Source organism: Streptomyces sp. WAC03905 (assembly GCF_057371075.1).
This window is the reverse complement of record NZ_JBXYDZ010000003.1, coordinates 1,408,896-1,435,481: the sequence shown is the minus strand read 5'-3', so window position 1 is coordinate 1,435,481 and position 26,586 is coordinate 1,408,896. Positions and strand designations below refer to the sequence as shown.

Annotated in this window: 24 protein-coding genes and 1 pseudogene; 15 read left to right on the top strand and 10 right to left on the bottom strand. The window is 72.1% G+C overall.

Annotated features, from left to right (window positions below):
- Positions 1 to 2 precede the first annotated feature (2 nt).
- The 4 genes from AC2RP6_RS09180 (at position 3) to AC2RP6_RS09165 (ending at position 5,679) form a co-directional block, all read left to right on the top strand.
- On the top strand, positions 3 to 1,028 hold the full coding sequence (locus tag AC2RP6_RS09180; RefSeq protein WP_486445756.1) for an LLM class F420-dependent oxidoreductase: 1,026 nt from the start codon (positions 3 to 5) through the stop codon (positions 1,026 to 1,028).
- 8 nt (positions 1,029 to 1,036) lie between these two features.
- Positions 1,037 to 2,179, top strand: a complete 1,143-nt coding sequence (locus AC2RP6_RS09175) for an acyl-CoA dehydrogenase family protein (RefSeq protein ID WP_486445755.1) — start codon at positions 1,037 to 1,039, stop codon at positions 2,177 to 2,179.
- 69 nt (positions 2,180 to 2,248) lie between these two features.
- On the top strand, positions 2,249 to 3,463 hold the full coding sequence (locus tag AC2RP6_RS09170; protein WP_030965214.1) for an acetyl-CoA C-acetyltransferase: 1,215 nt from the start codon (positions 2,249 to 2,251) through the stop codon (positions 3,461 to 3,463).
- Positions 3,464 to 3,507: 44 nt separating this feature from the next.
- Entirely contained in the window at positions 3,508 to 5,679 is a 2,172-nt protein-coding gene (locus tag AC2RP6_RS09165) for a 3-hydroxyacyl-CoA dehydrogenase NAD-binding domain-containing protein (protein WP_486445754.1), read from the top strand.
- 75 nt (positions 5,680 to 5,754) lie between these two features.
- Here the strand turns inward: AC2RP6_RS09165 and AC2RP6_RS09160 are convergent, their stop codons facing one another.
- On the bottom strand, positions 5,755 to 6,483 hold the full coding sequence (locus AC2RP6_RS09160) for a MerR family transcriptional regulator (protein WP_486445753.1): 729 nt from the start codon (positions 6,481 to 6,483) through the stop codon (positions 5,755 to 5,757).
- Positions 6,484 to 6,568: 85 nt separating this feature from the next.
- On the opposite strand from AC2RP6_RS09160, the gene AC2RP6_RS09155 reads away from it, so the two are divergent.
- On the top strand, positions 6,569 to 8,413 hold the full coding sequence (locus tag AC2RP6_RS09155) for an AMP-dependent synthetase/ligase (RefSeq protein WP_486445752.1): 1,845 nt from the start codon (positions 6,569 to 6,571) through the stop codon (positions 8,411 to 8,413).
- A 307-nt stretch (positions 8,414 to 8,720) separates the two neighbouring features.
- Positions 8,721 to 8,825 (top strand): hypothetical protein, encoded by a 105-nt coding sequence (locus AC2RP6_RS09150; RefSeq protein ID WP_486450268.1) that lies wholly within the window; start codon positions 8,721 to 8,723, stop codon positions 8,823 to 8,825.
- A 41-nt stretch (positions 8,826 to 8,866) separates the two neighbouring features.
- Here the strand turns inward: AC2RP6_RS09150 and AC2RP6_RS09145 are convergent, their stop codons facing one another.
- The 4 genes from AC2RP6_RS09145 to AC2RP6_RS09130 form a co-directional block, all read right to left on the bottom strand.
- Complete coding sequence (locus AC2RP6_RS09145) at positions 8,867 to 9,073, bottom strand: hypothetical protein (protein ID WP_486445751.1); 207 nt, start codon at positions 9,071 to 9,073, stop codon at positions 8,867 to 8,869.
- Positions 9,074 to 9,106: 33 nt separating this feature from the next.
- Entirely contained in the window at positions 9,107 to 9,622 is a 516-nt protein-coding gene (locus AC2RP6_RS09140; protein WP_486445750.1) for a glycine-rich domain-containing protein, read from the bottom strand.
- Between the two features lie 80 nt (positions 9,623 to 9,702).
- Positions 9,703 to 9,834 carry a hypothetical protein gene (locus AC2RP6_RS09135; RefSeq protein ID WP_486445749.1) on the bottom strand — a complete coding sequence of 44 codons (132 nt, stop codon included), beginning with the start codon at positions 9,832 to 9,834 and terminating at the stop codon, positions 9,703 to 9,705.
- Positions 9,831 to 10,058: a hypothetical protein gene (locus tag AC2RP6_RS09130; protein WP_486445748.1), complete on the bottom strand. Its 228-nt coding sequence runs from the start codon at positions 10,056 to 10,058 to the stop codon at positions 9,831 to 9,833. The genes AC2RP6_RS09135 and AC2RP6_RS09130 overlap by 4 nt, the downstream gene beginning before the upstream one ends.
- Before the next feature lie 193 nt (positions 10,059 to 10,251).
- Between AC2RP6_RS09130 and AC2RP6_RS09125 the strand changes: the two genes are divergently transcribed.
- A complete protein-coding gene (locus AC2RP6_RS09125) occupies positions 10,252 to 11,472 on the top strand; it encodes an NsdA family TPR-like regulatory protein (RefSeq protein ID WP_486445747.1) in 1,221 nt (406 codons plus the stop codon).
- Here the strand turns inward: AC2RP6_RS09125 and AC2RP6_RS09120 are convergent.
- Both AC2RP6_RS09120 and sph read right to left on the bottom strand, forming a co-directional pair.
- The gene (locus AC2RP6_RS09120) at positions 11,453 to 12,118 is read right to left on the bottom strand and encodes an HAD family hydrolase (protein WP_486445746.1); all 666 of its coding nucleotides are present in this window, start codon (positions 12,116 to 12,118) and stop codon (positions 11,453 to 11,455) included. The genes AC2RP6_RS09125 and AC2RP6_RS09120 overlap by 20 nt on opposite strands.
- 380 nt (positions 12,119 to 12,498) lie before the next feature.
- Complete coding sequence (gene sph, locus AC2RP6_RS09115; protein WP_486445745.1) at positions 12,499 to 13,497, bottom strand: sphingomyelin phosphodiesterase; 999 nt, start codon at positions 13,495 to 13,497, stop codon at positions 12,499 to 12,501.
- Positions 13,498 to 13,627: 130 nt separating this feature from the next.
- On the opposite strand from sph, the gene AC2RP6_RS09110 reads away from it, so the two are divergent.
- Positions 13,628 to 14,524, top strand: a complete 897-nt coding sequence (locus AC2RP6_RS09110; RefSeq protein ID WP_486445744.1) for an oxygenase MpaB family protein — start codon at positions 13,628 to 13,630, stop codon at positions 14,522 to 14,524.
- A gap of 93 nt (positions 14,525 to 14,617) precedes the next feature.
- Here AC2RP6_RS09110 and AC2RP6_RS09105 read toward each other — a convergent pair whose 3' ends face one another.
- A complete protein-coding gene (locus AC2RP6_RS09105; protein ID WP_486445743.1) occupies positions 14,618 to 16,135 on the bottom strand; it encodes a M1 family metallopeptidase in 1,518 nt (505 codons plus the stop codon).
- A gap of 318 nt (positions 16,136 to 16,453) precedes the next feature.
- Between AC2RP6_RS09105 and AC2RP6_RS09100 the strand changes: the two genes are divergently transcribed.
- The 5 genes from AC2RP6_RS09100 to AC2RP6_RS09080 all read left to right on the top strand — a co-directional run bounded on the left by AC2RP6_RS09100 (position 16,454) and on the right by AC2RP6_RS09080 (position 22,613).
- Entirely contained in the window at positions 16,454 to 17,317 is an 864-nt protein-coding gene (locus AC2RP6_RS09100; protein WP_486445742.1) for an SCO6745 family protein, read from the top strand.
- A gap of 84 nt (positions 17,318 to 17,401) precedes the next feature.
- Positions 17,402 to 19,858 (top strand): Tex family protein, encoded by a 2,457-nt coding sequence (locus AC2RP6_RS09095; RefSeq protein WP_486445741.1) that lies wholly within the window; start codon positions 17,402 to 17,404, stop codon positions 19,856 to 19,858.
- A 301-nt stretch (positions 19,859 to 20,159) separates the two neighbouring features.
- Positions 20,160 to 20,660, top strand: coding sequence for a hypothetical protein (locus AC2RP6_RS09090; RefSeq protein ID WP_486445740.1), 501 nt, complete (start codon positions 20,160 to 20,162; stop codon positions 20,658 to 20,660).
- On the top strand, positions 20,650 to 21,837 hold the full coding sequence (locus tag AC2RP6_RS09085; protein ID WP_486445739.1) for an MAB_1171c family putative transporter: 1,188 nt from the start codon (positions 20,650 to 20,652) through the stop codon (positions 21,835 to 21,837). The genes AC2RP6_RS09090 and AC2RP6_RS09085 overlap by 11 nt, the downstream gene beginning before the upstream one ends.
- On the top strand, positions 21,834 to 22,613 hold the full coding sequence (locus AC2RP6_RS09080; RefSeq protein WP_486445738.1) for an SDR family NAD(P)-dependent oxidoreductase: 780 nt from the start codon (positions 21,834 to 21,836) through the stop codon (positions 22,611 to 22,613). The genes AC2RP6_RS09085 and AC2RP6_RS09080 overlap by 4 nt, the downstream gene beginning before the upstream one ends.
- A 140-nt stretch (positions 22,614 to 22,753) precedes the next feature.
- On the opposite strand, the gene AC2RP6_RS09075 is transcribed toward AC2RP6_RS09080, so the two are convergent.
- Positions 22,754 to 24,391, bottom strand: a complete 1,638-nt coding sequence (locus AC2RP6_RS09075; RefSeq protein WP_486445737.1) for an ABC-F family ATP-binding cassette domain-containing protein — start codon at positions 24,389 to 24,391, stop codon at positions 22,754 to 22,756.
- Between the two features lie 155 nt (positions 24,392 to 24,546).
- On the opposite strand from AC2RP6_RS09075, the gene AC2RP6_RS09070 reads away from it, so the two are divergent.
- Together AC2RP6_RS09070 and AC2RP6_RS09065 are read left to right on the top strand one after the other, a co-directional pair.
- Complete coding sequence (locus tag AC2RP6_RS09070) at positions 24,547 to 25,176, top strand: DJ-1/PfpI family protein (protein ID WP_486445736.1); 630 nt, start codon at positions 24,547 to 24,549, stop codon at positions 25,174 to 25,176.
- A gap of 19 nt (positions 25,177 to 25,195) precedes the next feature.
- Positions 25,196 to 25,570: pseudogene (locus tag AC2RP6_RS09065) on the top strand (IS5 family transposase); the annotation flags it as partial.
- 245 nt (positions 25,571 to 25,815) lie between these two features.
- Here the strand turns inward: AC2RP6_RS09065 and AC2RP6_RS09060 are convergent.
- The gene (locus tag AC2RP6_RS09060; protein WP_486445735.1) at positions 25,816 to 26,454 is read right to left on the bottom strand and encodes an SMI1/KNR4 family protein; all 639 of its coding nucleotides are present in this window, start codon (positions 26,452 to 26,454) and stop codon (positions 25,816 to 25,818) included.
- Between the last annotated feature and the right edge of the window lie 132 nt (positions 26,455 to 26,586).

Here is a 26,586-nt window from a genome sequence, read left to right as displayed (position 1 = left end):
CTATGGAACTGTCGATGATGCTCGACTACGCGGGGGACCCGCGCCGGGCCGCCGACGAGGCCGCCGCGCTGGAGTCCGCCGGACTCGACGCCGTGTGGGTGGCCGAGGCCTGGGGATTCGACTCCCCGACGATCATGGGCTACCTCGCCGCCCGCACCGAGCGGCTGAAGATCGGCTCGGCGATCATGAACGTCTACTCGCGCACCCCGGGCCTCATCGCGCAGACCGCCGCCGGACTGGACGCCCTCTCGGGCGGCCGGGCGCTCCTCGGCCTCGGCGCCTCCGGCCCGCAGGTCGTCGAGGGCTGGCACGGCAAGCCGTACGACAAGCCCCTCGGCCGCACCCGCGAGACCGTCGAGCTGTGCCGGCGCATCTGGCGCCGCGAGACGATCGACCACCACGGCATCACGGACATGCCGCTGCCACCGGAGCACGGCACCGGGCTCGGCAAGCCGCTGAAGATCCTCACCCGCCCGGTCCGCCCCGACGTCCCGGTGTACATCGCCTCCCTCGGCCCGGCCAACGTGCGGCTGACCGCCGAGATCGCGGACGGCTGGCTGCCCACCCTCTTCATCCCCGAGAAGGCCGCGGCGGTATGGGGCGGCCCGCTCGCCGCGGGCGCGGCCGAGCGGTCGCCGCAGCTCGGCCCGCTGCAGACCGTCGCGGGCGGCCTGCTCGCCATCGGCGACGACGCGGCCGCCGTACGGGACCGCGCACGGCCGCAGATCGCGCTGTACGTGGGCGGGATGGGGGCGGTCGGCAAGAACTTCTACAACGACCTGGCCGTCGCCTACGGGTACGGGGAAGAGGCCCGCCGGATCCAGGAGCTGTACCTCGCCGGGCGCAAGCGCGACGCCGCGGCGGCCGTCCCGGACGAGTTCTGCGAGCTGATGACCCTGTGCGGGCCCGAGGGCTACGTACGCGAGCGGGTCGAGGCCTTCCGCGCGGCGGGCGTCACCATGCTCAACGTCACACCGGTCGGCCCCGACCCGGCCAAGCTGATCGAAACCGTCAAGAGCTGGCTCTAGGGGGCCCGATGCAACGCCGCATCTTCGACGCCGACCACGAGGCGTTCCGCGAGACAGTCTGCACCTTCCTCACCAAGGAGGTGCTGCCGCACTACGAGCAGTGGGAGGAGGACGGCATCGTCAGCCGTGAGGCGTGGCGGGCCGCAGGCCGTCAGGGGCTGCTCGGACTCGCCGTCCCGGAGGAGTACGGGGGCGGCGGGAACACCGACTTCCGCTACGCCGCCGTCATCGCGGAGGAGTTCACCCGGGCGGGCGCCCCCGGACTGGCGATCGGCCTGCACAACGACATCATCGGGCCGTACCTGACCTCGCTCGCCACCGAGGAGCAGAAGCGGCGCTGGCTGCCCGGCTTCTGCTCCGGCGAGACCATCACCGCCATCGCGATGACCGAGCCGGGCGCGGGCTCCGACCTCCAGGGCATCCGGACCACCGCCGAGGACCGCGGCGACCACTGGGTGCTGAACGGTTCCAAGACCTTCATCTCCAACGGCATCCTCGCCGACCTGGTGATCGTCGTCGCCAGGACCACCCCCGAGGGCGGGGCGCACGGCCTGTCCCTGCTGGTCGTCGAGCGCGGCGCGGAGGGGTTCGAGCGCGGCCGCAACCTCGACAAGATCGGCCAGAAGGCGCAGGACACCGCCGAGCTGTTCTTCCACGACGTCCGCGTCCCCAAGGAGAACCTGCTCGGCGAACTCAACGGCGCCTTCGTCCACCTGATGACCAATCTGGCGCAGGAGCGCATGGGCATCGCGATGGCCGGGATCGCCGCGGCCGAGCACCTGCTGGAGATCACCACGCGGTACGTGAAGGAGCGCGAGGCCTTCGGGCGCCCGCTCTCCAAGCTCCAGCACATCCGGTTCGAGATCGCGGAGATGGCCACCGAGGTCGCCGTCACCCGCACCTTCCTCGACCGCTGCATCACCGACCACTCCAACGGCGAGCTGGACCACGTGCACGCCTCGATGGCCAAGTGGTGGGCCACCGAGCTGCAGAAGCGCGTCGCGGACCGGTGCCTGCAACTCCACGGCGGCTACGGCTACATGACCGAGTACCGGGTGGCGCGGGCCTTCACCGACGGCCGGATCCAGACGATCTACGGCGGCACGACCGAGATCATGAAGGAGATCATCGGCCGGTCCCTCCTCAGCTGACCCCCCTCCCACCCGCAGCCCCGCCGAGGACCTTCCCAGGACCTTCCAGCACACCGAAAGGCTTGACCAGTGAGCACCGAAGCTTACGTATACGACGCGATCCGCACCCCGCGCGGCCGCGGCAAGGCCAATGGCTCCCTGCACGGCACCAAGCCGATCGACCTCGTCGTCGGACTCATCGACGCCCTGCGCGAGCGCAACCCCGGCCTGGACCCCGCCACCATCGACGACATCGTGCTCGGCGTCGTCGGCCCGGTCGGCGACCAGGGATCCGACATCGCCCGGATCGCCGCGATCGCGGCGGGCCTCCCCGACACGGTCGCCGGCGTACAGGAGAACCGGTTCTGTGCCTCCGGTCTGGAAGCCGTCAACCTGGCCGCCGCGAAGGTCCGTTCCGGCTGGGAGGACCTGGTCCTGGCGGGCGGCGTGGAGTCCATGTCCCGCGTACCGATGGCCTCGGACGGCGGCGCCTGGTTCGCCGACCCGATGACCAACTGGGACACCGGCTTCGTCCCGCAGGGCATCGGCGCCGACCTGATCGCCACCATCGAGGGCTTCTCCCGCCGCGACGTCGACGAGTACGCGGCCCTCTCCCAGGAGCGCGCCGCCGCCGCGATCAAGGACGGCCGCTTCGCGAAGTCCGTCGTCCCGGTCACCGACCGCAACGGCCTCGTCGTCCTGGACCACGACGAGTTCGTCCGCCCCGGCACCACCGCCGACACCCTCGCCAAGCTGAAGCCGTCCTTCGCCGACATCGGCGAGCTCGGCGGCTTCGACGCCGTCGCCCTGCAGAAGTACCACTGGATCGAGAAGATCGACCACGTGCACCACGCGGGCAACTCCTCGGGCATCGTCGACGGGGCGTCCCTCGTCGCCATCGGCTCCCGCGAGGCGGGGGAGCGCAACGGACTCGCGCCGCGCGCCCGGATCGTCTCGGCGGCCGTCTCCGGCTCCGAGCCCACCATCATGCTCACCGGCCCCGCCCCGGCCACCCGCAAGGCCCTCGCCAAGGCCGGGCTCACCATCGACGACATCGACCTCGTCGAGATCAACGAGGCCTTCGCCGGCGTCGTCCTGCGCTTCGTCAAGGACATGGGTCTCTCCCTCGACAAGGTCAACGTCAACGGCGGCGCCATCGCCCTGGGCCACCCGCTCGGCGCCACCGGCGCGATGATCCTCGGCACGATCGTCGACGAGCTGGAGCGCCAGGACAAGCGCTACGGACTCGTCACCCTCTGCGTCGGCGGCGGGATGGGCGTCGCCACCATCGTCGAACGCCTCTGACCCGTCCTGTACCCCCCGACCCCTCCGACACGGAAGTAGCGAACATGAGCGAGTCCACCACGATCCGCTGGGAACAGGACGAGACCGGCGTCGTCACCCTGGTCCTGGACGACCCGGGCCAGTCCGCCAACACGATGAACCAGGCCTTCAAGGACTCCATCGCGGCCGTCGCCGACCGCGCCGAGGCCGAGAAGGACTCCATCCGCGGCATCATCTACACCTCCGCGAAGAAGACCTTCTTCGCCGGCGGCGACCTCAAGGACATGATCCGGCTGCGCCCCGAGCACGCGCAGCTCGCCTTCGACACCGGCACCGAGATCAAGCGGTCGCTGCGCCGCATCGAGACCCTCGGCAAGCCCGTCGTCGCCGCCATCAACGGCGCGGCCCTGGGCGGCGGTTACGAGATCGCCCTGGCCTGTCACCACCGCGTCGCCCTCGACGCCCCCGGCTCCAAGATCGGCCTGCCCGAGGTCACCCTCGGCCTCCTCCCGGCGGGCGGCGGCGTCACCCGCACCGTACGCCTCATGGGCATCGCCGACGCGCTGCTCAAGGTGCTGCTCCAGGGCACCCAGTACACACCCCAGCGGGCCCTCGACAACGGGCTCGTGCACGAACTGGCCGCCACGCCCGAGGAGATGCTCGACAAGGCCCGCGCCTTCATCGACGCCCACCCCGAGTCGCAGCAGCCCTGGGACGTACCCGGCTACAAGATCCCCGGCGGCACGCCGTCCAACCCGCGCTTCGCCGCCAACCTCCCGGCCTTCCCGGCCAACCTCAAGAAGCAGCTGAACGGCGCCCCGTACCCGGCGCCGCGCAACATCCTGGCCTGCGCCGTCGAGGGCTCCCAGGTGGACTTCGAGACCGCCCTGACCATCGAGGCCCGCTACTTCACCGAGCTGGTCACCGGGCAGACCGCCAAGAACATGATCCAGGCGTTCTTCTTCGACCTCCAGGCCGTCAACGCCGGCCGCAGCCGCCCCCAGGGGGTCGAGCCGCGGCAGGTCCGCAAGGTCGCCGTCCTCGGCGCCGGCATGATGGGCGCCGGCATCGCCTACTCCTGCGCCCGCGCCGGCATCGAGGTGGTCCTCAAGGACGTCACCGCCGAGGCCGCCGCGAAGGGCAAGGCGTACTCCGAGAAGCTCCTCGACAAGGCGCTGTCGCGCGGCCGGACCACCGAGGCGAAGCGCGCGGAGCTGCTCGCCCGGATCACCCCGACCGCCGACGTCACCGACCTGGCGGGCTGCGACGCCGTCATCGAGGCCGTCTTCGAGGACACCGCCCTGAAGCACAAGGTGTTCCAGGAGATCCAGGACGTCGTCGCGCCCGACGCGCTCCTGTGCTCCAACACCTCGACCCTGCCCATCACCGGCCTCGCCGAGGGCGTGAAGCGGCCCGCCGACTTCATCGGGCTGCACTTCTTCTCGCCCGTCGACAAGATGCCGCTCGTCGAGATCATCAAGGGGGCGCGGACCGGCGACGAGGCCATCGCCCGCGCCTTCGACCTGGTACGCCAGATCAACAAGACCCCGATCGTGGTCAACGACTCGCGCGGCTTCTTCACCTCGCGCGTCATCGGCCAGTTCATCAACGAGGGCGTGGCGATGGTCGGCGAGGGCGTCGAGCCCGCCTCGATCGAGCAGGCCGCCGCCCAGGCCGGCTACCCGGCCAAGGTGCTCTCCCTGATGGACGAACTCACCCTCACCCTGCCGCGCAAGATCCGCAACGAGAGTCGCAAGGCCTTCGAGGCGGAGGGCCGGACGTGGACCGAGCACCCCGCCGACGCCGTCATCGACCGGATGGTCGACGAGTTCGGCCGCCCCGGCCGCAGCGGGGGCGCCGGCTTCTACGAGTACGACGAGACGGGCAGGCGCACCCGCATCTGGCCGGGCCTGCGCGAGCACTTCGCCAAGCCGGGTCACGAGGTGCCCTTCGAGGACCTGAAGGAGCGCATGCTCTTCTCCGAGGCCCTGGACACCGTCCGCTGCCTCGACGAGGGCGTCCTCACCTCGGCCGCCGACGCCAACATCGGCTCCATCATGGGCATCGGCTTCCCGGCCTGGACCGGCGGCGTGATCCAGTACATCAACGGGTACGAGGGCGGCCTCGCCGGCTTCGTCGCCCGCGCCCGTGAGCTCGCCGGGACGTACGGCGAGCGGTTCACCCCTCCGGCCTCCCTCGTGGAGAAGGCCGAGCGCGGCGAGACGTACGCCGACTGAGCACGGACGGACGCCCCGGTCCGCCGCGAGCGGGCCCGGGGCGTCCACTCCGCGGCGCGGCCGGCCCGCTGCCCGTCAGCCGGGCTCCGACACGAACGCCGCCCGCAGTTCCTCCCGCAGCGACCGCTGGAAGGCCGTGACCAGCGCCTGCACCACCATCGGCTGCATGTGCGCCGACAGCGCCTTCATCGACTCCACCCGCTCCGGATCGCGCTCGCCCTGCGTGAACGGCCCCCACACCTCGTCCCGGAACAGCGCCGTCAGCTCGTGCGCCGCCGACCGGGTGTGCTCCACCAGCACCCTGCGCGCCGCCAGGATCGTCTCGTGCGCGATCGGTACGTCGAGCAGGGCGACCCCGAGCCGCAGCAGGCCCACGTCCACCCGGAACCCGTCGCCCGAGGCGGCCAGCACGTTCATCGCCGTGAGCCGCCGCACGTCGGCGTCCGACAGGGCCCGCCCCGCCCGCTTCTCCAGCTCCTCCCGCGACACCTCCCGGGCCGCGTCCGGAGCCCAACTGGCCACCATCGCCCGGTGGATCGCGAGGTCGTGCGCGCTCAGGTCGTCGGGCAGCGCCTCCAGGTACCGCTCGATGGCGGACAGGGTCATGCCCTGGTGCTGGAGTTCCTCGATCAGGGCCAGCCGCGACAGGTGCTCCGGCCCGTAGTGCCCCACCCGACGAGGTCCGATCACGGGAGGGGGCAAAAGCCCGCGGGTGCTGTAGAACCGTACCGTGCGCACGGTGACCCCCGCCCTGGCCGCCAGCTCGTCGACGGTGAGCATCGGCTCGGGTGCCTGGTCGGCCATCGTCTGCGCCTCGCTCTCTGCTCCACAGCTTGGGTTCAACAGTATTGCTGTCGCACCAACGATGTGAAACGGCCAGGAGCTGCCCATGACCACGAACCTGCGACTGCCCGGACGACCCGAAGAGATCACCTTCTCCGCCCTGCTGGCCCGCAACGCCACCGAGCACGGGGACCTCCCCGCCCTTTCCTGGCGGACCGGCCCCGACGCGCCCGGCTGGACGACCCTCACCTGGAGCGAGGTCCGCGAGAAGGTCGCCGTGCTCGCCGCCGGCTACACCGCACTCGGCGTCGAGCGCGGCGAGCACGTCCTGCTGATGATGGGCAACCGCCCCGAGCACTGGCTCAGCGACCTCGCCCTCTTCCACCTCGGCGCCGTGCCCGTCACCGTGTACGGGACCTCCGCGCCCGAGCAGATCGCACACATCGCCCGCCACAGCCGGGCGCGGGTCGCCGTCGTCGAGGGGGCCCGCGAACTCGGCCGGTGGGAGCCGCTGCTGGACGCCGCCGACGTCCCCCTGGAGCGCCTCGTCGTCGCCGAGGCCGCCGACGCCGGCCGGCACGGCACGTACGCCTCCCTGTGCGCGAGCGGGGCCCGGATCCACCGCGCCGACGCCTTCGACAAGGCCTGGCAGGAGACCCGTCCCGAGGACCCGCTCACCGTCGTCTACACCTCGGGCACCACCGGCGACCCCAAGGGCGTGCGCCTGACCCACCGCAACCTGATCCTCCAGGCGGTCCGCCTCGACCGCGGCGTGGACCTGCCCGAGCACGCCGAGCACATCTGCTACCTGCCGTTCGCGCACATCGCCGAACGGGTCCTCGGCATCTACCTGCCCCTGCTCAGGGCCTCGCACGTCATGCTGTGCGCCGACCCCACCGCCGTGTCGGCCGCCGTCCGCGAACTGCGCCCGGTGCAGTTCTTCGGGGTGCCCCGGGTGTGGGAGAAGCTCGCCGCCTCCGTCCGCGCCGTCCTCGCGCAGCTCCCCGCGGACCAGCGCGGCGCCATCGAGGCCGCCAACGACCTCGCCCGCGCCCGGGCCGGCCACCACGAGCGGGGGGAGGAGGTGCCCGCCGCGCTCGAAGCCTCGTACGCCTCGGCGAAGGAACGGACCCTGGACCCGTTGCTGCAGCTCGCGGGCATGGACCGGCTCGCCTGGACGGCCAGCGCCACCGCGCCGATGCCCCTCGACGTCGTCCGCTTCTGGGCCGGCTGGGGCATCACGATCATGGACGCGTGGGGGCTCACCGAGACGGCCGGGGTGTGCACCCTCAACAGCGCCGACGGCTTCCGGCTGGGCTCGGTGGGCCGCCCGATCGAGGGGGTGGAGCTGAGGATCGCCGAGGACGGGGAGGTCCTCACCCGCGGGGCGACCGTCTTCGGCGGCTACCTGCGGCCGGACGGCACGGTGGAGAGCGCCACCGACCCGGAGGGCTGGTTCCCCACGGGGGACGTCGGCCGGATCGACGAGGACGGCTTCCTCTGGATCACCGACCGCAAGAAGGAACTGATCATCACGTCCAACGGGAAGAACGTCTCGCCCGCCCTGGTGGAGAACACGGTCAAGGAGCACCCCCTGATCGGCCAGGCGCTGGTGCACGGCGACGGCCGCTCCTACCTCGTCGCCCTGCTCGTCCTGGACACCGAGCTGGCCCCCGTCTGGGCGGCCGCCCGGGGCATCGAGGCCGCCACCCCCGCCGCGCTCGCCGAGCACCCGGCCGTCCGGGAGGAGATCGCCCGCGCGGTCGAGGCGGCCAACGCGCGGCTCAACCGCACCGAGCAGATCAAGCGCTACCGGCTGCTCACGGAGGAGTGGGGCCCGGAGACGGGCGAGCTCACCCCCTCCCTCAAACTGCGCCGCCGCGTCGTCCGCGACAAGTACGGCGCGCTGATCGACGCCCTGTACGAGGAGCCGTACGCCGCCGCACAGTGACCCGCACGCCCCCGCCGCTGGGCGGTGTTCCTCCCACCGGCGGGGACGGGGGTGGTCAGCGGTCGATCAGTGGGTAGTGGTCGGATATCTCCCAACTTCATTCCCGCCAAAAAGTACGGTATGTGGTACGGGCAAATGATCACGGGCTGGCGACCGTTGAACGGTGCCACCGGACCGACCCACAGAGTGGGTGATCACCCGCAGACGACAGGTCGGCGACGCCATGCGCGAGGCCCGGCGGGCAGCGAAGCTGACCCAGGAGGACCTCGCGTTACGGGCAGGCATCGACCGGTAGACGCTCAACCGGATCGAGCGCGGACATGCCTCAGCGAGACTCGACACACTCATCGTCATCGCCGACGTACTGGGCGTCGACCTCTCGGAACTCGTGCGGCTCGACCCCGAGGAGTAGCCCCGGCCGACGGGGGGTTTGCCGGCCGGGGCGGTCGCAGATCAGCGCGCGACGACGAACCCGCGCCCGGGCCGCTGGGCGCGTGCTGCGGCGACCCGGGCAAGGACATCCCTCGTGACGTCACGGCCGTCTGCGTCGAGGACGACCCACGTGCTCTCCGGATCGTTCGGCGTCACCGGGGTGACGGTCCCCGCGATGCCGAGTTGACGCATTGCAGCATGCACCTCGAAGGCTGTGTCCGTGCTCATGTCCTCGCCTCTCTGCCGTACGGGCCGCCGAGCCTATTCCCCGCCGCCACCGTGGGTCGCACAGTTCCCCGGGTTGATCGGACCGCAGCCGCCCGGCACCGGGGTGTGGCTACAGTTCGCGGCCACCGTGACGAGCGAGCGGTCCGGCCCCACCCACAGCTCGGCGTCCGGCGTGTACCCGGCCTGCTCGATCAGCGCCATGGTGCGGGTCAGAACCTCAGGGGCGTGCCGGGACGCGTCCGGCCGCTCCGGGTAGTGGTGGACGGTCCGGCCGAGGCGGCTGCACAGCGTTGCGTACAGGTGTGTGTACAGGATCAGGGCGTGCCAGCCGGCATCGACCTCACGGGTCGGGGCGATCCGCACCGACGGGAAGCGGGACGCCGCGACGACGAACTTGAGGGCCTCGACGAGGAGTCGCGTAGCCATCTCGGGCTCCACGTCCGGGTTGTCGTCGAGGATGGTGGCGCGGACGTCGTTGAACTGGGCGTCGGTGAGAAGGGTGCGGGGCGGCGGCGGCTTCTGCGGGCCGGTGGCGCATGCAGCGGTCATGGTGTGCTCCTCGGTGATGAGTTCCGATGGTGCGGGACCCGCCTGGCGCGCAACGGGCGCCGGAGCGGGTTGTAGCGGGATCAGCGGATCCCGGTGCGGCCGCCCGCGGGGCAGCCCTTCTTGTGGATCGTGGCGCCGCCCTCGGGGCCGCCGCCGGGAACCGGCGTCGCCCCGCACTTCGGGCAGCGGACGGGCTGCTGGCGGGCGTTCACGCCCGCTCCAGGGTGGCCGGGTCCGCGGTGAACTCGCGGCCGTCCGCACCCCGGACGTACGCCACGTCAACGTAGAGGTGCTCGCCGTCGACGATGCCGGCGGTCTGCTCGATGACGTCCATCAGCTGGCCCACGCGTTTCGAGACTGGATCGTGGACCTGCTGGTGCAGCAGCGCGTGAGGGACCGTACTCCCCGTCGCGGGGTTGCTGTGCGCGCTGGCCATGCCCGTGCTCCCTACCGTCGTCAGCGGGTGTGGCAGACACAATGGACCTACAGAAGTCCTACAGGGAGGACCTGCAAGCGGACTCTTGATGTCCCATCAGGGGACTTCTGTGCGCTCGAACCGGTGAATGCTGGCGGACGAGAGGACGTCCTGCGACAGTGGGCTAGCATCCGTACCCACCAAGGGAGTTGGAATGACCCAGCCCACCGGCAACGCCCGCCTCCGCGCGGCCCGCCAAGCCGCCGGCTACCGCACCCAGCAGGACCTCGCCAACGCGCTCGCCGCCCGGGGCATCCACATCGGCCTGCGCCAGGTCCGCCGCTACGAGGCGGACAACCCGCCGCTCCCGCAGTCCGACGTCCGCCAGGCCCTCGTCGACCTCCTCGGCCGACCCCTCGACGAACTCGGCTTCAACGTGCCAACCGGCACCGGACCGCAGGTGGCACCCAGCCTCCTCGCACCGGCCAACCGCGGCCCGCTCCGCACCCCCAACGTCCGGCAGCCCGCCACCGCTGCGGCCGACTTCCTAGCCGTCACCCGCGCCCACCGCCGCCTGTACTGGACCGTCGCACCAGCCACCCTCCACCCGGCCGTCGCCGCACACGCCACCCTCGGCGGACAGCTCCTCGACGCCACCGCCGGGCAGACACGGCAGACCCTCGCCGCAGCCCTCGCCGAGTCCTACCTTATCGCCGGCCGCATCGAGTTCTTCGACCTCCGCGAACCCGACCGCGCGAGGGACACCTGGGTCCGCGCCCTGCAAGCAGCCGGCGAGGCTGACGACGCGCTCCTCGGCGCCGCAGTCCTTGCCCACATGGCGTTCATCCCCGGGTGGACCGGCCAGCGCGAGGCCGCGACCGAGCGCATGACCGCGGCCCGCACGTACACCCGTCGCGCCCAGGCGCCCGGGTACTTCGTGGCGTGGCTCGACGCGGTCGAGGCCGAGTGCGCCACGCTGTGCGGCGACACCCGGGCCGCGCTGAACCTGATCGCGCACGGCGAGACCGTCGTCGACGACACAGAGCGACCCGTCCCGGAGTGGATGGACTGGTTCTCGGCCATCAGGCTGGCCGCGTTCAAGGGCAACACGCAACTGCGGGCTGGGCATCTGCCGCAGGCCCGGGAGACCCTCCTCGGTGCCCTCGACGGGCTCACCGCGGACGACGACAAGCAGCGCACCGTCATCCTCGGCGACCTCGGCGCGGTCGAAGCAGCGGCCGGACAGCCGGAGGCCGCGGCAGGGTACGCGCTGCGCGCGCTGGAGCTGCTGGAGGTCCACTGGTACGCGACCGGCCTGGAGCGGGTCCGCGAGGTGCGGCGCGCGCTCGGCCCGTGGGAGCACGAGCAGTACGTCCGCGACCTCGACGACCGGCTCTACGGCTGGGGTGCCGTGGTCAGCGCGCTTGCTTGTTGAACTCGGCGATCAGGGGGGACAGCTCGGCGAGGCTGTCGATGCGGAACGTCGGCAGCTCCCGCGCCTCGGGGGTGTCCCACTGGATCGTGGCCCACGGGCCCCGGCGGATGAGCGCGGTGTGCATGCCCGCGGCAGCGCCGGGGCGGAGGTCGTTGTCGACGCGGTCGCCCACGTACAGGATCTCGTCCGGGGCGGCCGGGACGACTGCGGCGACCCGCTCGAAGAACGCGGGGTCTGGCTTCGAGGCGCCCCAGTCGTCCGAGGTGCCGATCAGGTCGACGTCCTTGGTGAACAGGTCCCGGAGCAGGTCGCCCGCCCGTACAGTCTGATTCCCGGCGATCGCGAGCCACAGACCGTCGGCGCGGAGTTGCGCGAGCGCGGGCCGGACGTCCGGGTAGAGGTCGTCCTCCCCGAACCACTCCGGCTTCCCTGCGGCCGCGCGCGCCTCTCGCTCGGAGGTGAGGTCGAACCCGGGCTTGAACGGTTGGAACACCTCGCGGTAGTCGCGCCCCTGCGCGATGACCGCCCCGAACATCGCGGCGAAGGTGTGTCGCGGGACGCCGAGCCAATCGGCCCATGACCCGTACTCCCGGGTCTCGTCGACCAGGCACTCACCGACATCGAACACCACAGCGCGAATCGTCATGGCGTCAGCGTACGTGGGCCGGGACGTACGAAAGCGCCCCCTCCCGAAGCTTGGCTTCTAGTGATCATCGCAACGCCCCAGTTCAGGGAGTGCGATGACCCCGGGCGCTGCCAGAAACCGCCGCACTACTCGCACCTGCTGGACGTCCTGCCGGCCGCGGAGGCGGCGCCTGCGGGCCCGTCGCCGTTCAAGGATGTGGTGCGCGGGTTGCTGGAGGAGTGGGACACGATCAGCGTGCTGTCGAAGCGCATGGTTCTGGCGTCGCTGATTCGGCGGGTGGAGATCTGCGCGAGAAGACTGTGCGGGTGGTGCCGGTGTGGGCTCCGGCGGATGAGGTGCCCGACGCGGAGCCCGTTTCCAGCTGAGTTCGTCTGGTCGCCTTACGGGGCGACGTACCCCCTTACGGGATAGTGGTCGCTGAGGTTGGTGTAGGTGTAGGAGGTGCCCCAGCTGGAGACCGTCCAGGGTGCCGACTCCTCCTTCACCACGTTGTTCTCCCAGCCCGCCGGGCGGGCGTGGCCCTTGCGGTGGAGGACGTAGTCCAGGTCCTCGCGCGGATCCGTCGGATAGCGGTACTTCGCTATGGAGTTCAGTGCGGTGTCGAAGGAGTACGGGTGCCCCGTGCGGCTGTCGGAGTCGGCCAGGTCGGCGTTGGCGAGCAGGCTCGCGTACTCGGGGGTGCGCGAGTCCACGTTGAGGTCGCCCGCCACGATGACCTGCTCGCTCGCCGGGATGTTCTTGCCGTCCAGGAAGGCGTCCACCGCGCGGAACTGACGGGCCCGCATCTCCGCGGCCTCGCCCGCGCCGCAGCCCGGGTCGGTGGACTGCGCGTGCGTGCCGACCACGTGCACCTTGGCGCCGTTCACGTTCAGGACGACGTAGGCGAAGCCCTTGTTGGACCACCAGTCGGCGCCGCAGGCGTCCTTGTAGACGACCTGCTCCTTCCGGACGATCGGCCACTTGCTGAGGATCGTCACGCCGCCGTCCTCCGGGGTGGTGGAGGAGTAGGCGCCGCCCGTGGCGTCCCAGCCGCTCCTGCTGCGGCCGACGACCGGGGTCTGGTACGGGTACTGCGCGGCCGAGTTCGCCTTCAGCGCGTCGGAGGAGCTGTTGTCGAAGGCCTCCTGGAGCACGACCACGTCGTGGCCCCGGTAGAAGGACGCCTTGGGGATCTCCGCGGCCCGGTGGTCCTGGCCCCAGTTCGGGTAGAGGTTCTTGCTCATCAGGAACACGTTGTACGACAGGACGCTGAGCCGCGGCGCGGCGGCGTTCTCCGCGGCCGTGGCGGCGGGCGCGGTGGTGGTGGCCAGTGCGCCTGCGGCGACCGCGGCGACGGCCGTGGCGGCGGCGCGGCGCGAGCGGGTCGTGGAAAGCAGCATGAAGGTCTCCGTCATTCCTGCGGGGGAAGATCGACGCCGTCATACAAGCAGCAGCAGTTACCTCTGGGTAACACCCGTGCAGAGACTTTCTGTCCGTGAGACGGCCGTCCGGTGCTCGCATACTTGTCGTATGACGAAGACGGACTCGGCGCACCCCGCCGGACCTGCGGCCACGCGCCGCACCGACCCCGCGCCGCCCCCGCCGGGCGGTGTGCTGTGGACCATCGCCGGCGACGTCCGCGCGCTGCTGATGCTGCCCGCCGCCTTCACGATGCAGGTCGCGCACCCGGCCATCGCGGCCGGCGTCGACGAGTACTCCGTCTTCCGCACCGACCCCTGGGGGCGCGGCGAGCGCTCCCTGCGCTCCGTGCAGCTGTGGGTGTACGGGGGCGCGGACGCGGCCGAGGAGGGCCGCCGGGTCCGCCGCCTGCACAAGGACATCCAGGGCACCGACACCCGCGGCCGCCGCTACCACTCCCTCGACCCCGCCTGCTACGCCTGGGTGCACGCGACCGGCTTCCCCGTCTACCTCTACGCCGGGCGCTACCTGCTGCGCCGCTTCACCCCCGCCCAGGAGCAGCAGCTCTACCGGGAGTGGCTCCAGGTCGGCCGGATCCTCGGCCTGCGCGACCGCGACATGCCGCAGACCATCGAGGAGTACTGGACCTACTGGGGCCGGATGCTGGCCGAGGAGATCGGGCCCACCGAGGTCGCCCGCGAGCTGGTCGCCACCGACGTGCCGCTGCCCCGGCCCGAGGGCGGCCCGCTCCTCGTGCGGCTGCTGCTGCGGGCGGCCTGGCCCGCCCTGCGGGCGGCCTTCCTGCGCCTGCGGGCCTTCGTCACCGCCGGGTACATGCCGCCCGAGGCGCGGGCCGCGATCGGACTGGAGTGGAGCCCGGCGCAGGAACGCCGGCTGCGGCGCTTCAGCACGGTCGTCCGCCTGGTCGTCCCCCTGCTGCCGGAGCGGCTGCGCTACCTGCCGATCGCCTACCGGGCGCGCGCCGCATGGCACGCGGGGCGCCGCTGACGACCCCCACGACGACCCCCACGACGGCCCCCGGCCCCCACGACGGCCCCCGACGAGGCCGGGGGCCGGGCACCGCTCCCGCGGCCGCGACCGTCAGTGGTCGTGCACGGTGTTCGTCTCCGCGATCTTCTTCCACGACTTCGGCTCCACCGCGGGCTTCGCCGGGGCGGACGGCTGCGCCGAGCGGGCCCGGGGCCCGGCCGCGGCCGGGTTCAGCGCCGACGCGTCGGGCTTGCCCGGGGTGTAGAGCCAGGTCTCGAACAGCTGGGCCAGCGGCTTGCGGGAGACCTTCTCCGCATACCGCACGAAGTCCCCGACCTCGGCGTTGCCGTAGGCCCGCTCGGTCGGCCAGCCCTTGAGGATCTGGAAGAACTTCTCGTCGCCGATCTCGTTCCGCAGCGCCTGCAGGGCGATCGCGCCGCGGTCGTAGACGGCCCCGTGGAACTGGTTCTCCGGACCGGGGTCACCCGGCTTGACCTGCCAGAAGGCGTCCTCGGCCGGGCGCAGGGAGTACGCCCAGTCGGCGAGCTCCCGGGCGGTGCCCTCGCCCTCCTTCTCCGACCACAGCCACTGGCTGTAGCGGGCGAAGCCCTCGTTGATCCAGATGTCCTTCCAGCCCTCCACGGACACGCTGTCGCCGTACCACTGGTGGGCCAGCTCGTGCACGACCACCGAGACGTTCGCGCCGTTCTGGAACTGCCGCGGACCGTAGAACGGCCGCGTCTGGGTCTCCAGTGCGTAGCCGGCGTTCACGTTCGGTACGTAGCCGCCCAGCGCGTTGAAGGGGTACGGTCCGAAGACGCCCTCCAGCCACTCCGTGACCTCGCCGGTCCGCTCCACGCTCGCGCGCGCCGCCCCCGCGTTGACGCCGAGGTCCTTGCTGTAGGCGTTGACGATCGGCAGCCCGCTCGCCGTCCTGTCCGTGGTGATGTCGAACTTCCCCACGGCGAGCGTGGCCAGGTAGGTCGCCTGCGGCTTGTCGGAGCGCCAGTTGTACCGGGTCCAGCCGAGCCGCGAGGTCTGCGACTGGAGCACGCCGTTGCTGATGGCCTGGGTGCCGTCCGGCACGTTGACCGAGACGTCGAAGGTGGCCTTGTCCAGCGGGTGGTCGTTGCTCGGGAACCACCACACCGCGGAGTCGGGCTCCTGCGCCGCCACGCCGCCGTCCGGGGTGCGCTGCCAGGCCGTCCAGCCGTCGACCTTCAGCTCGGACGGCTTGCCGGCGTAACGGACGACCACGGTCAGCGGGGTGTTGCGGGCCAGCGGCTTCGCGGGGGTCACCTCCAGCTCGTGGGCGCCGGAGGTGGCGAACTCAGCCTTGGCGCCGTTGACCCGGATCTCGCTGACCTGGAGGCCGAAGTCGAGGTTGAAGCGGGACAGGTCCTGCTTGGCGGTGGCGATCAGGGTCGCGGTGCCTTCGAGCAGGTCCGTCGTCGGCTGGTACTTCAGGCGCAGGTCGTAGTGCGACACGTCGTATCCGCCATTGCCGCTGGCCGGGTAGTAGGGATCGCCGATACCCGGGGCGCCCGGACCGGAACTCGCCGCCGACGCCGGGATCACCAGCAGGAGGGAAGCGGCGAGCACGCTCGGGACGATGACTTTGCGGTGCACGAATGACTCCAAGTGGTAGGGGAGACAGCTCGGTTCAAGGTCGTCGCTCGACCGTATTCACCCCTGGGCGCTCAGGTCATGTCCATGGCCCCCGCTGTCACACGATCGCCATTCGGCCGTCACGCGTCCGCCGCGGGAACGCTTCTGACGCCGTCCGTACGGTCCCCGCCGCCCCCCCCGAACCCACCCCGACCTGCGCCCCTCTCCCGCCGCCCCGCCCCCGCACCCCCCACCGCCCCGCCCGCCGGATCGGCCGGATCGGCACCGGCCCCGGAAGCGGTGCATCAGGCGTACCGGGTGGTCGGTATCGTGCCGGGCATGACACTTCACCCGCTCGCCGCGCGGCGCTGCTGGCACGCCGCCGTCAATCCGCTGCACGCCACCGTCTACTTCTCGCCGGAGATCGCCGAGGAGTTCGCCGCCCTCGGGATAACCGACCCCGTCGCGGTCAACCTGGCGCACCGCTCCGCCGCGATGGGCTCCGTCGGGGCCGGCGCGGTCACCGCCGCCTTCTACAACTACCGCCACGACCTCGTCGCCCGGCACCTGCCCGGCGTGTGGAGCACCGTCACCCCCGCCCAGGCCCTCGCCGCCCGGCTGCGCGCCGCGGACGCCGCACTCACCCGCCTCCTCGGCGCCGACACCGTGAAGTCCCCCGAGGTGGCCGAGGCCGCCGACCTGGCGATGCGCGCCACCGAGGGCTGCACCCGGCACGCCCGCACCCTGTACGCCGCCCACGCCGACCTCCCCGTACCGGACGAGCCGCACCTGCGGCTGTGGCACGCCACCACCCTCCTGCGCGAGCACCGCGGCGACGGCCACCTCGCGGCCCTGCTCATCGCGGGCCTGGACCCGGTAGAGGCACTGGTCAGCCACACCGCCACCGGCAAGGGCATGACCCCGAAGTGGCTCAAGGGGATGCGCGGCTGGACACAGGACGACCTCGACGCCGCGGCCGGCCGCCTGCGCGAGCGCGGCGTCCTCGACGCCGCCGGGGAGCTGACCGAGGACGGCGCGGCCCTGCGTGAACGGCTGGAGAGCGACACCGACCGCCTCGACGCCGCCCCCTACGAGCACCTCGGCGCGGACGGCCTGGCCCGCCTCACCGAGCTCGGCGGCGCCCTCGTCGTCAAGGCCGTGACCGCAGGAGCCTTCCCGCGGGACCTCATGGGCCGGGCCTGACGGGCAGGGCTCCCGCGGTCCGTCACGACCACCTGCCACAATTGGCAGCCTTCCAGTGCAAACGAAGGCAGGCGGGACCCGATCGTGACGATGTCCATCGAAGGCAGGATCGCCGAGGAGCTCGGCGTACGGGAGCGGCAGGTCAAGGCCGCCGTCGAGCTGCTCGACGGCGGCTCCACCGTGCCGTTCATCGCGCGCTACCGCAAGGAAGCGACCGAGATGCTCGACGACGCCCAGCTGCGAACCCTCGAGGAGCGGCTGAGGTATCTGCGCGAGCTGGAGGACCGGCGCGCGGCGATCCTGGACTCCGTACGGGAGCAGGGCAAGCTCGACGCCGAGCTGGAGGCCCGGATCAACGCGGCCGACACCAAGGCGCGCCTGGAGGACATCTACCTGCCCTTCAAGCCCAAGCGCCGCACCAAGGCGCAGATCGCCCGCGAGGCGGCCCTGGAACCCCTCGCGGACGGCCTGCTGGCCGACCCGTCGGTGGAACCGGCCGCCGCGGCCGCCGCGTTCGTCGACCCCGACAGGGGCGTCGCCGACCCGGCGGCCGCCCTGGAGGGTGCCCGCGCCATCCTCACCGAGCGCTTCGCCGAGGACGCCGACCTCATCGGCGAGTTCCGCGAGCGGATGTGGAGCCGCGGCCGGCTCGCCGCGAAGGTCCGCGAGGGCAAGGAGGAGGCCGGCGCCAAGTTCGCGGACTACTTCGACTTCGCCGAGCCGTTCACCGCGCTGCCCTCGCACCGCGTCCTCGCCATGCTGCGCGGCGAGAAGGAGGAGGTGCTCGACCTCAACCTGGAGCCCGATACCCCCGAGGACGCGGACACCCCCGGCCCCTCCGCGTACGAGCGCATGATCGCGCGCCGCTTCGGCGTCGCGGCCCCCTCGCAGCACAGCCGGCCCGGCGACAAGTGGCTCGCGGACACGGTCCGCTGGTGCTGGCGCACCAAGATCCAGGTGCACCTCGGCATCGACCTGCGGATGCGGCTGCGCCAGGCCGCCGAGGACGAGGCCGTGCGCGTCTTCGCGTCGAACCTGCGCGACCTGCTCCTCGCGGCGCCCGCCGGCACCCGGGCCACCCTCGGCCTCGACCCGGGCTTCCGCACCGGTGTGAAGGTCGCCGTCGTGGACGCCACCGGCAAGGTCGTGGCCACCGACGTGATCCACCCGCACGTGCCCGCCAACCGGTGGGACGAGTCCCTCGCCAAGCTGGCCCGGCTCGCGAAGGAACACGCGGTCGAGCTGGTCGCCATCGGCAACGGCACCGCGTCCCGCGAGACCGACAAGCTGGCCGGTGACCTGATCTCCCGCCACCCCGAACTCGGGCTCACCAAGGTGATGGTCTCGGAGGCGGGCGCCTCGGTGTACTCGGCCTCCGCCTTCGCCTCGCAGGAACTGCCCGGCATGGACGTGTCGCTGCGCGGTGCGGTCTCCATCGCCCGCCGCCTCCAGGACCCGCTGGCCGAACTGGTCAAGATCGACCCGAAGTCGATCGGCGTCGGCCAGTACCAGCACGACCTGTCCGAGGTGAAGCTGTCCCGCTCCCTCGACGCGGTGGTCGAGGACTGTGTGAACGGTGTCGGCGTCGACGTCAACACCGCCTCCGCGCCCCTGCTCTCGCGGGTTTCCGGGATCAGCGGGACCCTCGCCGAGAACATCGTCGCCCACCGCGACGCCAACGGCCCCTTCAGCAACCGCAAGGGCCTGAAGGACGTGGCCCGCCTCGGCCCCAAGGCCTACGAGCAGTGCGCCGGCTTCCTGCGCATCCGCGGCGGCGACGACCCGCTGGACGCCTCCGCCGTGCACCCCGAGGCGTACCCGGTGGTCCGGGCGATGGGGAAGACGGCGGGCGGGGAAGTGGCCGCGCTCATCGGCAACACGGGCGTGCTGCGCTCCCTGCGGCCCGAGCAGTTCGTCACCGAGGCCTTCGGCCTGCCCACGGTCACCGACATCCTGCGCGAGCTGGAGAAGCCGGGCCGCGACCCGCGTCCCGCCTTCAGGACGGCGACCTTCAAGGAGGGCGTCGAGAAGATCGGCGACCTGGCCCCCGGAATGATCCTGGAGGGCGTGGTCACCAACGTGGCCGCCTTCGGCGCCTTCATCGACATCGGCGTCCACCAGGACGGCCTGGCGCACGTCTCGGCGCTGTCGAAGACCTTCGTCAAGGACCCCCGCGACGTGGTCAAGCCGGGCGACATCGTCCGCGTCAAGGTCATGGACGTGGACATCCCGCGCAAGCGGATCTCGCTGACGCTGCGGCTGGAGGACGAGGCAGGGGCGGAACGCGGCGCCGGCGCCGCCCGGCAGCGCGACGAGCGGCGCGGCGGCGGCCGTCCCCCGCAGCAGCGCGGCGGAGCGGGCGGTCAGGGCGGCGGCCGGGGCCAGGGCGAACGGGGCCAGGGCGGTGGCCGCGGGCAGGGCCAGGGCGGCGGCCAGGGCCGACGGCAGGGCGGCGGCGCACCCGCCCCCGCGAACAGCGCGATGGCCGACGCCCTGCGCCGGGCGGGCCTCACCGCCCCCGAGGAGCGCCGGGGGCGGTGACCCGGGCGACACGGGCGGCCGGGCACCTCACCCCGCGGGGGGCGGCCCCCGGCCACCCGGCGCGTGAGGACCTTCGTACGTGATGGCCGAATAGGTTCCCCACCTGGGGACTTTCCTTGCCAATTCGCGTACAAGATCTGTAGGCATGGTGGAACGCCCGTTCGTCACCCGGCGGACGGGCTTCCGTGTTTCCTCCCTCAGGACTGCATTCCCCGAGGCCGCCTTGAAGGCACAGGACGTCATGCCCATGCCCACACACGCCTACCGACGCTGCCCCGGAAAGGGTCCGAAGAGGGATCACATGCCCCACCGGCAACTCAGCCTGCGTAAACGGTGCGAGAACATTCTCGGCCATCTGGATCTGACCCACCCGTTCTCCCTCGACGTCCTGTGCACACGGATCGCCGAACAGCGCGGCCGCCCCATCCGCCTCCACCCGCTCCCCAAGGAGGCGGCGGAATCCGGGGTCTGCGGCCTGTGGGTCGGCACGGCCAGCGTCGACTACGTCTTCTACGAGGCCCAGACCACCCCGCTGCACCGCGAGCACATCGTCCTCCACGAGCTCGGCCACATCCTCTTCGGACACCACTCGCTGGAGGGCGAGGACACCGACGGCAGCGCCCCCGTCGTCCTGGGACGCACCAACTACACCACCCGCCAGGAGCAGGAGGCGGAGATGCTCGCCAGCATGATCCGCATCCGCACCGCGAACGCCGGGCCGCGCACCCCCGCCCGGGAGCGGGGCACCCTGGCCCGGCTGGAGTCCGCCATGGGGTACGAGCGGGGCACCGATGGCGGCTGACCTCACCGACTTCGGCAACTGGCTCGCCGTCCCCGGCGTGGTGGCCCTCTGGGCCGCCGTCCTGCTGCGCGCCCCGGGCGCCCTGCGCTCGCCCCAGCAGCGCGGCCTGTGGCTGGCCGTCGCCACCGCCGCCGCCGCGATGACGCTGAACCTGCCGGACCTCGTCGCCTACGCGATGGACCGGGGTGCGGCCTACGCCCACACCATCGGCCTCGTCCGCAACCTCATCGGGGTGCTGTCCGCGGGCGCCGTGCTCTACTTCGTCGCCGCCGCCACCCGGGGCCGCCGCCTCCAGCTCGCCGCCTGCACCGCCACCGCGGCCTGGCTCGCCGTCCTCGTGGCCCTGGACGCCGCCGCCCCCGGACACGGCACGCACACCATGCCCCCGGTCGGCGACCCCGTGCCCTCCCTCGCGTACTGGCTCGTGCTGACAGCGGCCCACGTGATCGCCAACGCCCTCTGCGTGTCGCTGTGCTGGCGTTACAGCCGCCGCACCGCGAGCCGGGGCCTGGCCGCCGGCCTGCGCCTCTTCGGCCTCGGCACCGCGCTCGCCGGACTGTTCTGGCTCGCTTACCTGGCCAAGGCCCTGTTCGCCAGCACCTGGGCGATGCCCGCCCTGCCGCTGCTGATGAACCTCCACGGCCTGCTGCGCGCCGCCGCGATCCTCGTGCCCACCCTGTTCACGTTCCGCCGCACCTTCGCCGACGTCACCACCGCCTGGCGGCTGTGGCCGCTGTGGCGGGACCTGGTCGAGGCGGTCCCGCACGTCGCCCTCAACAAACCCAGGAGCTCCCGGGTGGCGGAACTGCTGTGGCCGCCGGTCCAGCGCGACCTGCTGGTCTACCGCAAGGTCATCGAGACGCGCGACGCCATCCTGATCCTGGGGGAGTACGCCCGCCCGGGCGCCCTGGAGCAGGCCCGCGGCCGCGTCGCCGGCGACGGCATCCCCGAGCAGCGGCGCACCGCGGCCGCGCTGGCCCGCGTACTGAAGGACGCCCGGCGGGCCAAGCTCGCCGGACTGCCCGGGCGGGCGGGCGAGGCGGCGGAACTGGAACTGCCCGCGGCCATCCAGAGTTCGAACGAAGGCGGGGACCTGGCGGACGAGGCCCGGTTCCTCGTCGACGTCGCCCAGGCCTACACCTCGCCGGCCACCACCGAGGAAGTGAACGCGTCGTGAGCACCGTACTGATCACCGGAGCCAGCGCCGGACTGGGCGCGGCCTTCGCGCGGGGATTCGCCGCCAAGGGCTGCGACCTGGTCCTCGTCGCCCGCGACAAGGACCGGCTCGACGCCGTCGCCGCCGCGCTGTCCCGCGAGTACGGCACCGCCTGCGAGGTACTGCCCGCCGATCTGCTGGACCCGGCGGACCTCGGTGCGGTCGCCGAACGGCTCGCCGACCGCACCCGGCCCGTGGACATCCTGGTCAACAACGCGGGGTTCGGGCTCTCCGCGCCCTTCCCGTACAACCCGGTCGAGGACGAGGAGCGGATGCTCGACCTCCTCGTCAAGGTCCCGCTGCGGCTCACCCACGCGGCGCTGCCCGGCCTGCGCGCGCGCCGCCGCGGGGCCGTCGTCAACGTCTCCTCGGTGGCCGGACTGCTGCCCACGGGTACCTACGGGGCCGCGAAGGCCTGGATCACCGCCTTCAGCGAGTCCCTCCGGGTGGACATGGAGCCGTACGGCGTCCGGGTCCTGGCCGTCGTCCCCGGTTTCACCCGCACCGAGTTCCAGGAACGCGCCGGGATGGACGTCAGCGCGCTGCGCGACGCGGTCTGGCTGGAGCCGGAGGCGGTGGTCGAGCAGGCGCTGAGGGACCTCGCCCTGCGCCGCCCGGTCAGCATCACCGGCCGCCGCTACCGGGCCTACGCCCTCGCCGCCCGCCATCTCCCGCGGGCTTTCGTCGCCCGGAAGATGGCCCGCAAGCGCCGGCCCCCGGCCGGTCAGGACGCGTGACGGCCCGGCCGACCAGGACGCGTGACGGCCACCGCCGGGGCGGCCCCACGAGGCCCCGCGGTCCGGCCCGCCGCCCCCGGCGCTGCTGACCGCCCAGGGCGCGGCGCGCGACCGCTGCGGCCGGAGGACCGCGGCCGCCGCTACAGCTCGGTGACCTTGCCGGCCGCGACTTCGAGACGGCGGGTCACGTGGACCGCGTCGAGCATCCGGCGGTCGTGCGTGACCAGCAGGAGGGTGCCCTCGTAGGACTCCAGCGCCGACTCCAGCTGCTCGATCGCCGGCAGGTCGAGGTGGTTGGTCGGCTCGTCCAGGACCAGCAGGTTCACCCCGCGGCCCTGGAGCAGCGCGAGGGCCGCGCGAGTGCGTTCGCCGGGGGAGAGGGTCGCCGCCGGGCGCAGGACGTGGGCCGCCTTCAGGCCGAACTTGGCCAGCAGGGTGCGCACTTCGGCCGGCTCGGTGTCCGGCACCGCCGCGCAGAACGCCTCCAGCAGCGGCTCGTCACCGAGGAACAGGCCGCGCGCCTGGTCGACCTCGCCGACCAGGACGCCGGAGCCGAGGGTGGCGGAGCCGGAGTCCGGGACCAGCCGGCCCAGGAGCACCGCCAGGAGGGTGGACTTCCCGGCGCCGTTGGCACCGGTGATCGCCACCCGGTCCGCCCAGTCGATCTGCAGGCTGGCCGGACCGAAGGCGAAGTCCCCGCGCGTGACGGCCGCTTCGCGCAGGGTGGCCACCACGGAGCCCGAGCGCGGGGCGGCCGCGATCTCCATCCGCAGCTCCCACTCCTTGCGGGGCTCCTCGACCACCTCCAGCCGCTCGATCGCGCGCTGCGTCTGGCGGGCCTTGGCGGCCTGCTTCTCGCTGGACTCGCCGCGCAGCGCCTTGCCGATCTTGTCGTTGTCGGTGGCCTTGCGGCGGGCGTTGCGCACGCCCTTGTCCATCCAGTTGCGCTGCATCTGGGCGCGCCCTTCGAGGGCGGCCTTCTTGTCCGCGTACTCCTCGAACTCCTCGCGCGCGTGGCTGCGGGCCCGTGCCCGCTCCTCCAGGTAGGAGTCGTACCCGCCGCCGTAGAGGTTGATCTGCTGCTGCGCCAGGTCGAGTTCGAGGACCTTGGTGACGGTCCGCGTCAGGAACTCGCGGTCGTGGCTGATCACGACGGTGCCGGCCCGCAGCCCCTTGACGAAGCGCTCCAGCCGTTCCAGCCCGTCCAGGTCCAGGTCGTTGGTGGGCTCGTCGAGCAGGAAGACGTCGTAGCGGGAGAGCAGCAGCGAGGCCAGGCCCGCGCGGGCCGCCTGGCCGCCGGAGAGCGCCGTCATCGGCAGGTCCAGTCCGACGGCGAGACCCAGCTCGTCGGCAACCTCCTGCGCCCGTTCGTCCAGGTCGGCGCCGCCGAGGTCCAGCCACCGGTCGAGCGCGGTCGCGTACGCGTCGTCCGCGCCCGGCGTGCCGTCCACCAGGCCCTGCGTCGCCGCGTCGAGCTCCGCCTGGGCGGTGGCCACGCCCGTACGCCGGGCCAGGAACTCCCGTACCGACTCCTCGGGCCGGCGCTCCGGCTCCTGCGGGAGGTGACCGACGGCGGCGGTGGGCGGCGAGAGCCGCAGCTCCCCGGTCTCGGGGGTGTCCAGGCCGGCGAGCAGGCGCAGCAGGGTCGACTTCCCGGCGCCGTTCACGCCGACGAGACCGATGACGTCACCGGGCGCGACGACGAGGTCGAGATCGGCGAACAGCGTGCGCTCGCCGTGCGCGGCGGTGAGCTTCTTGGCGACGAGGGTTGCAGTCATGATGGGGCCGATCCTATCGGCGCGGCGGTCCGGCCCCGGCCGCAGGACGGCCCCGTCTCACTCACCGGAGCGGTACGGGCACGGTACGTTGCGACAGGGTCGGCGCGGGGGTGCACGGGGCCGGTCCGCAGCCGTCCGACCGCTCCGGAGGAGCCATGCAGATCGCCGTACTGCTCTACGACCGCTTCACCGCCCTCGACGCCATCGGCCCGTTCGACACCCTCGGCCGGCTCGCCGACGCCGAGGTCGTCTTCGTGTCGGAGCGGCCGGGGCCGGTCCGCACGGACAACGGGGCCCTCGCGCTCGTCGCCGACCGGGGCCTCGACGAGGTCACCCGGCCCGACATCGTCCTCGTGCCCGGCGGCCCGCACCCCGAGCTGGAGATGGCCAACCCCGTGGTCATGGACTGGCTGCGCACGGTCGACGCCACCAGCACCTGGACCACCTCGGTGTGCACCGGCTCCCTCCTGCTGGCGTCGGCCGGGCTGCTGGAGGGGCGGCGGGCCACCAGCCACTGGCTGTACCTGGAGCGGTTGACCGAGCTCGGCGTCGAGCCCACCGGCGAGCGCGTGGTGTTCGACGGGAAGTACGTCACCGCCGCCGGGGTGTCCTCCGGGATCGACATGGGGCTGACCCTGCTCGGCCGTATCGCCGGGGACGACTTCGCCCGGGCCGTCCAGCTGATGACCGAGTACGACCCCCAGCCGCCCTACGACGCCGGTTCGCCCGACAAGGCCCCGGCCGACCTCGTCGCCCGGCTGCGCGGGAACGCGATGCCCGGCTAGGACTTGTCCGGCCGACCCTATGACTACTCCGCGGCGAGGTCGTTGCTGGGGTCATGGGCGGAGTGCTCTGACGGACGCCGAGTGGGAACGGCTGCGGCCGTTCCTACCTGTCAGCAACAGGCGTTGTGGCCGGTGGCGTGATCACCGGCAGGTGATCGACGGGATTCTGCACCGGGTGCGGACCGGCGTTCAGTGGCGTGACCTGCCCGAACGGTTCGGGCCGTGGAAGACCGTCCATGAACGCCACCGGCTGTGATCAGCCGATGGCACCTCGGAACGACTGCTCCAGCAGGTCGAAGCCGCAGCCGACGAGGCGGGCGAGATCGACTGGGACATCTCGGTCGACTCCTCCATCGTCCGCGCGCATCAGCATGGGCCGGCGCCCGCACCGATCCGCCGCCGGGTCCTGGGTCAAAGGGGCCGAACCGGCGGAACACCGGGACGAAACTCCGTGGCAAAACCTGGTTCCCCGCCTGACGGCCACCCGGCTTCGACGGGGGCCGCTACAAGAAACGCAACACCGTCGAATGAGCGATCAACCGCCCGAAGCAGCACCGAGCCGTCGCCGCTCGCCACGACAAGCGCGGCTACCTCGGCACCGCGACAGCAGCAACTCTCACCATCTGGCTACGGTCCTGATCAGGGCCAGTCCTCGGTGACGGGGTACATGTGGGCGTAGGGATCCGGCTCGCCTGTCAACGGATCCAGTCCGGCTCGGAGCCGTCGATGTTGCTCCCGCCAGCTGACGAATGTGTCTGTCTGCTTCCAGAGCGACGCATCGCCGAGTGGGCAGGCCTCGAACTGGCCCAGCATCATGCGGGTGATGAACTGGACCATGGTGCAGTTGAACAGGGCCCACCGGGACTCGCCCCACGCGTGGTGCCGGCGCCAGGCTATGACAGGCCACTTGTCCGGATCTGGGTCGTTCATGAGCCACGCCATCTCGTTGGCGTTCATTCCAGAACCCCAGGGCAGGACGGCATCGGCACCCAGCGTCACGTCCGGGACTCCTCCGTCTTCCTCCCAGAGCCCGCGCAGGCCGACCGTCATGCCTCCGATGTGGCACCCTTCCCACCCGCGCACCTCACTCGGCAGCGGGGGCAGAATGACGAGCTCTCCGATATCGCCCACGCCGTACGTGTCGAGCAGAGCCTTGTAGTCACTCGGCAGCCTGGCGCCCAGTGCAGCTTCGGCCGCAGCCCAGTCGATCTGCTCGCCGCCTGCAAAGTCTGCCGGCACGAGGTCGAGCAGTACCGCGACGTCGGGATTGGTACCCATGGTGAAGCCCCTTGAGGTCAGAGGTCAGCAACCATAGTTGTATGGGCTGACACCGTCGCCCTGTAGCCAGGTTCCCAGAGCAGCCAAGGTGTTCAACAGGGGAAGCCAGGACTGTGACCACCGAACACAGCT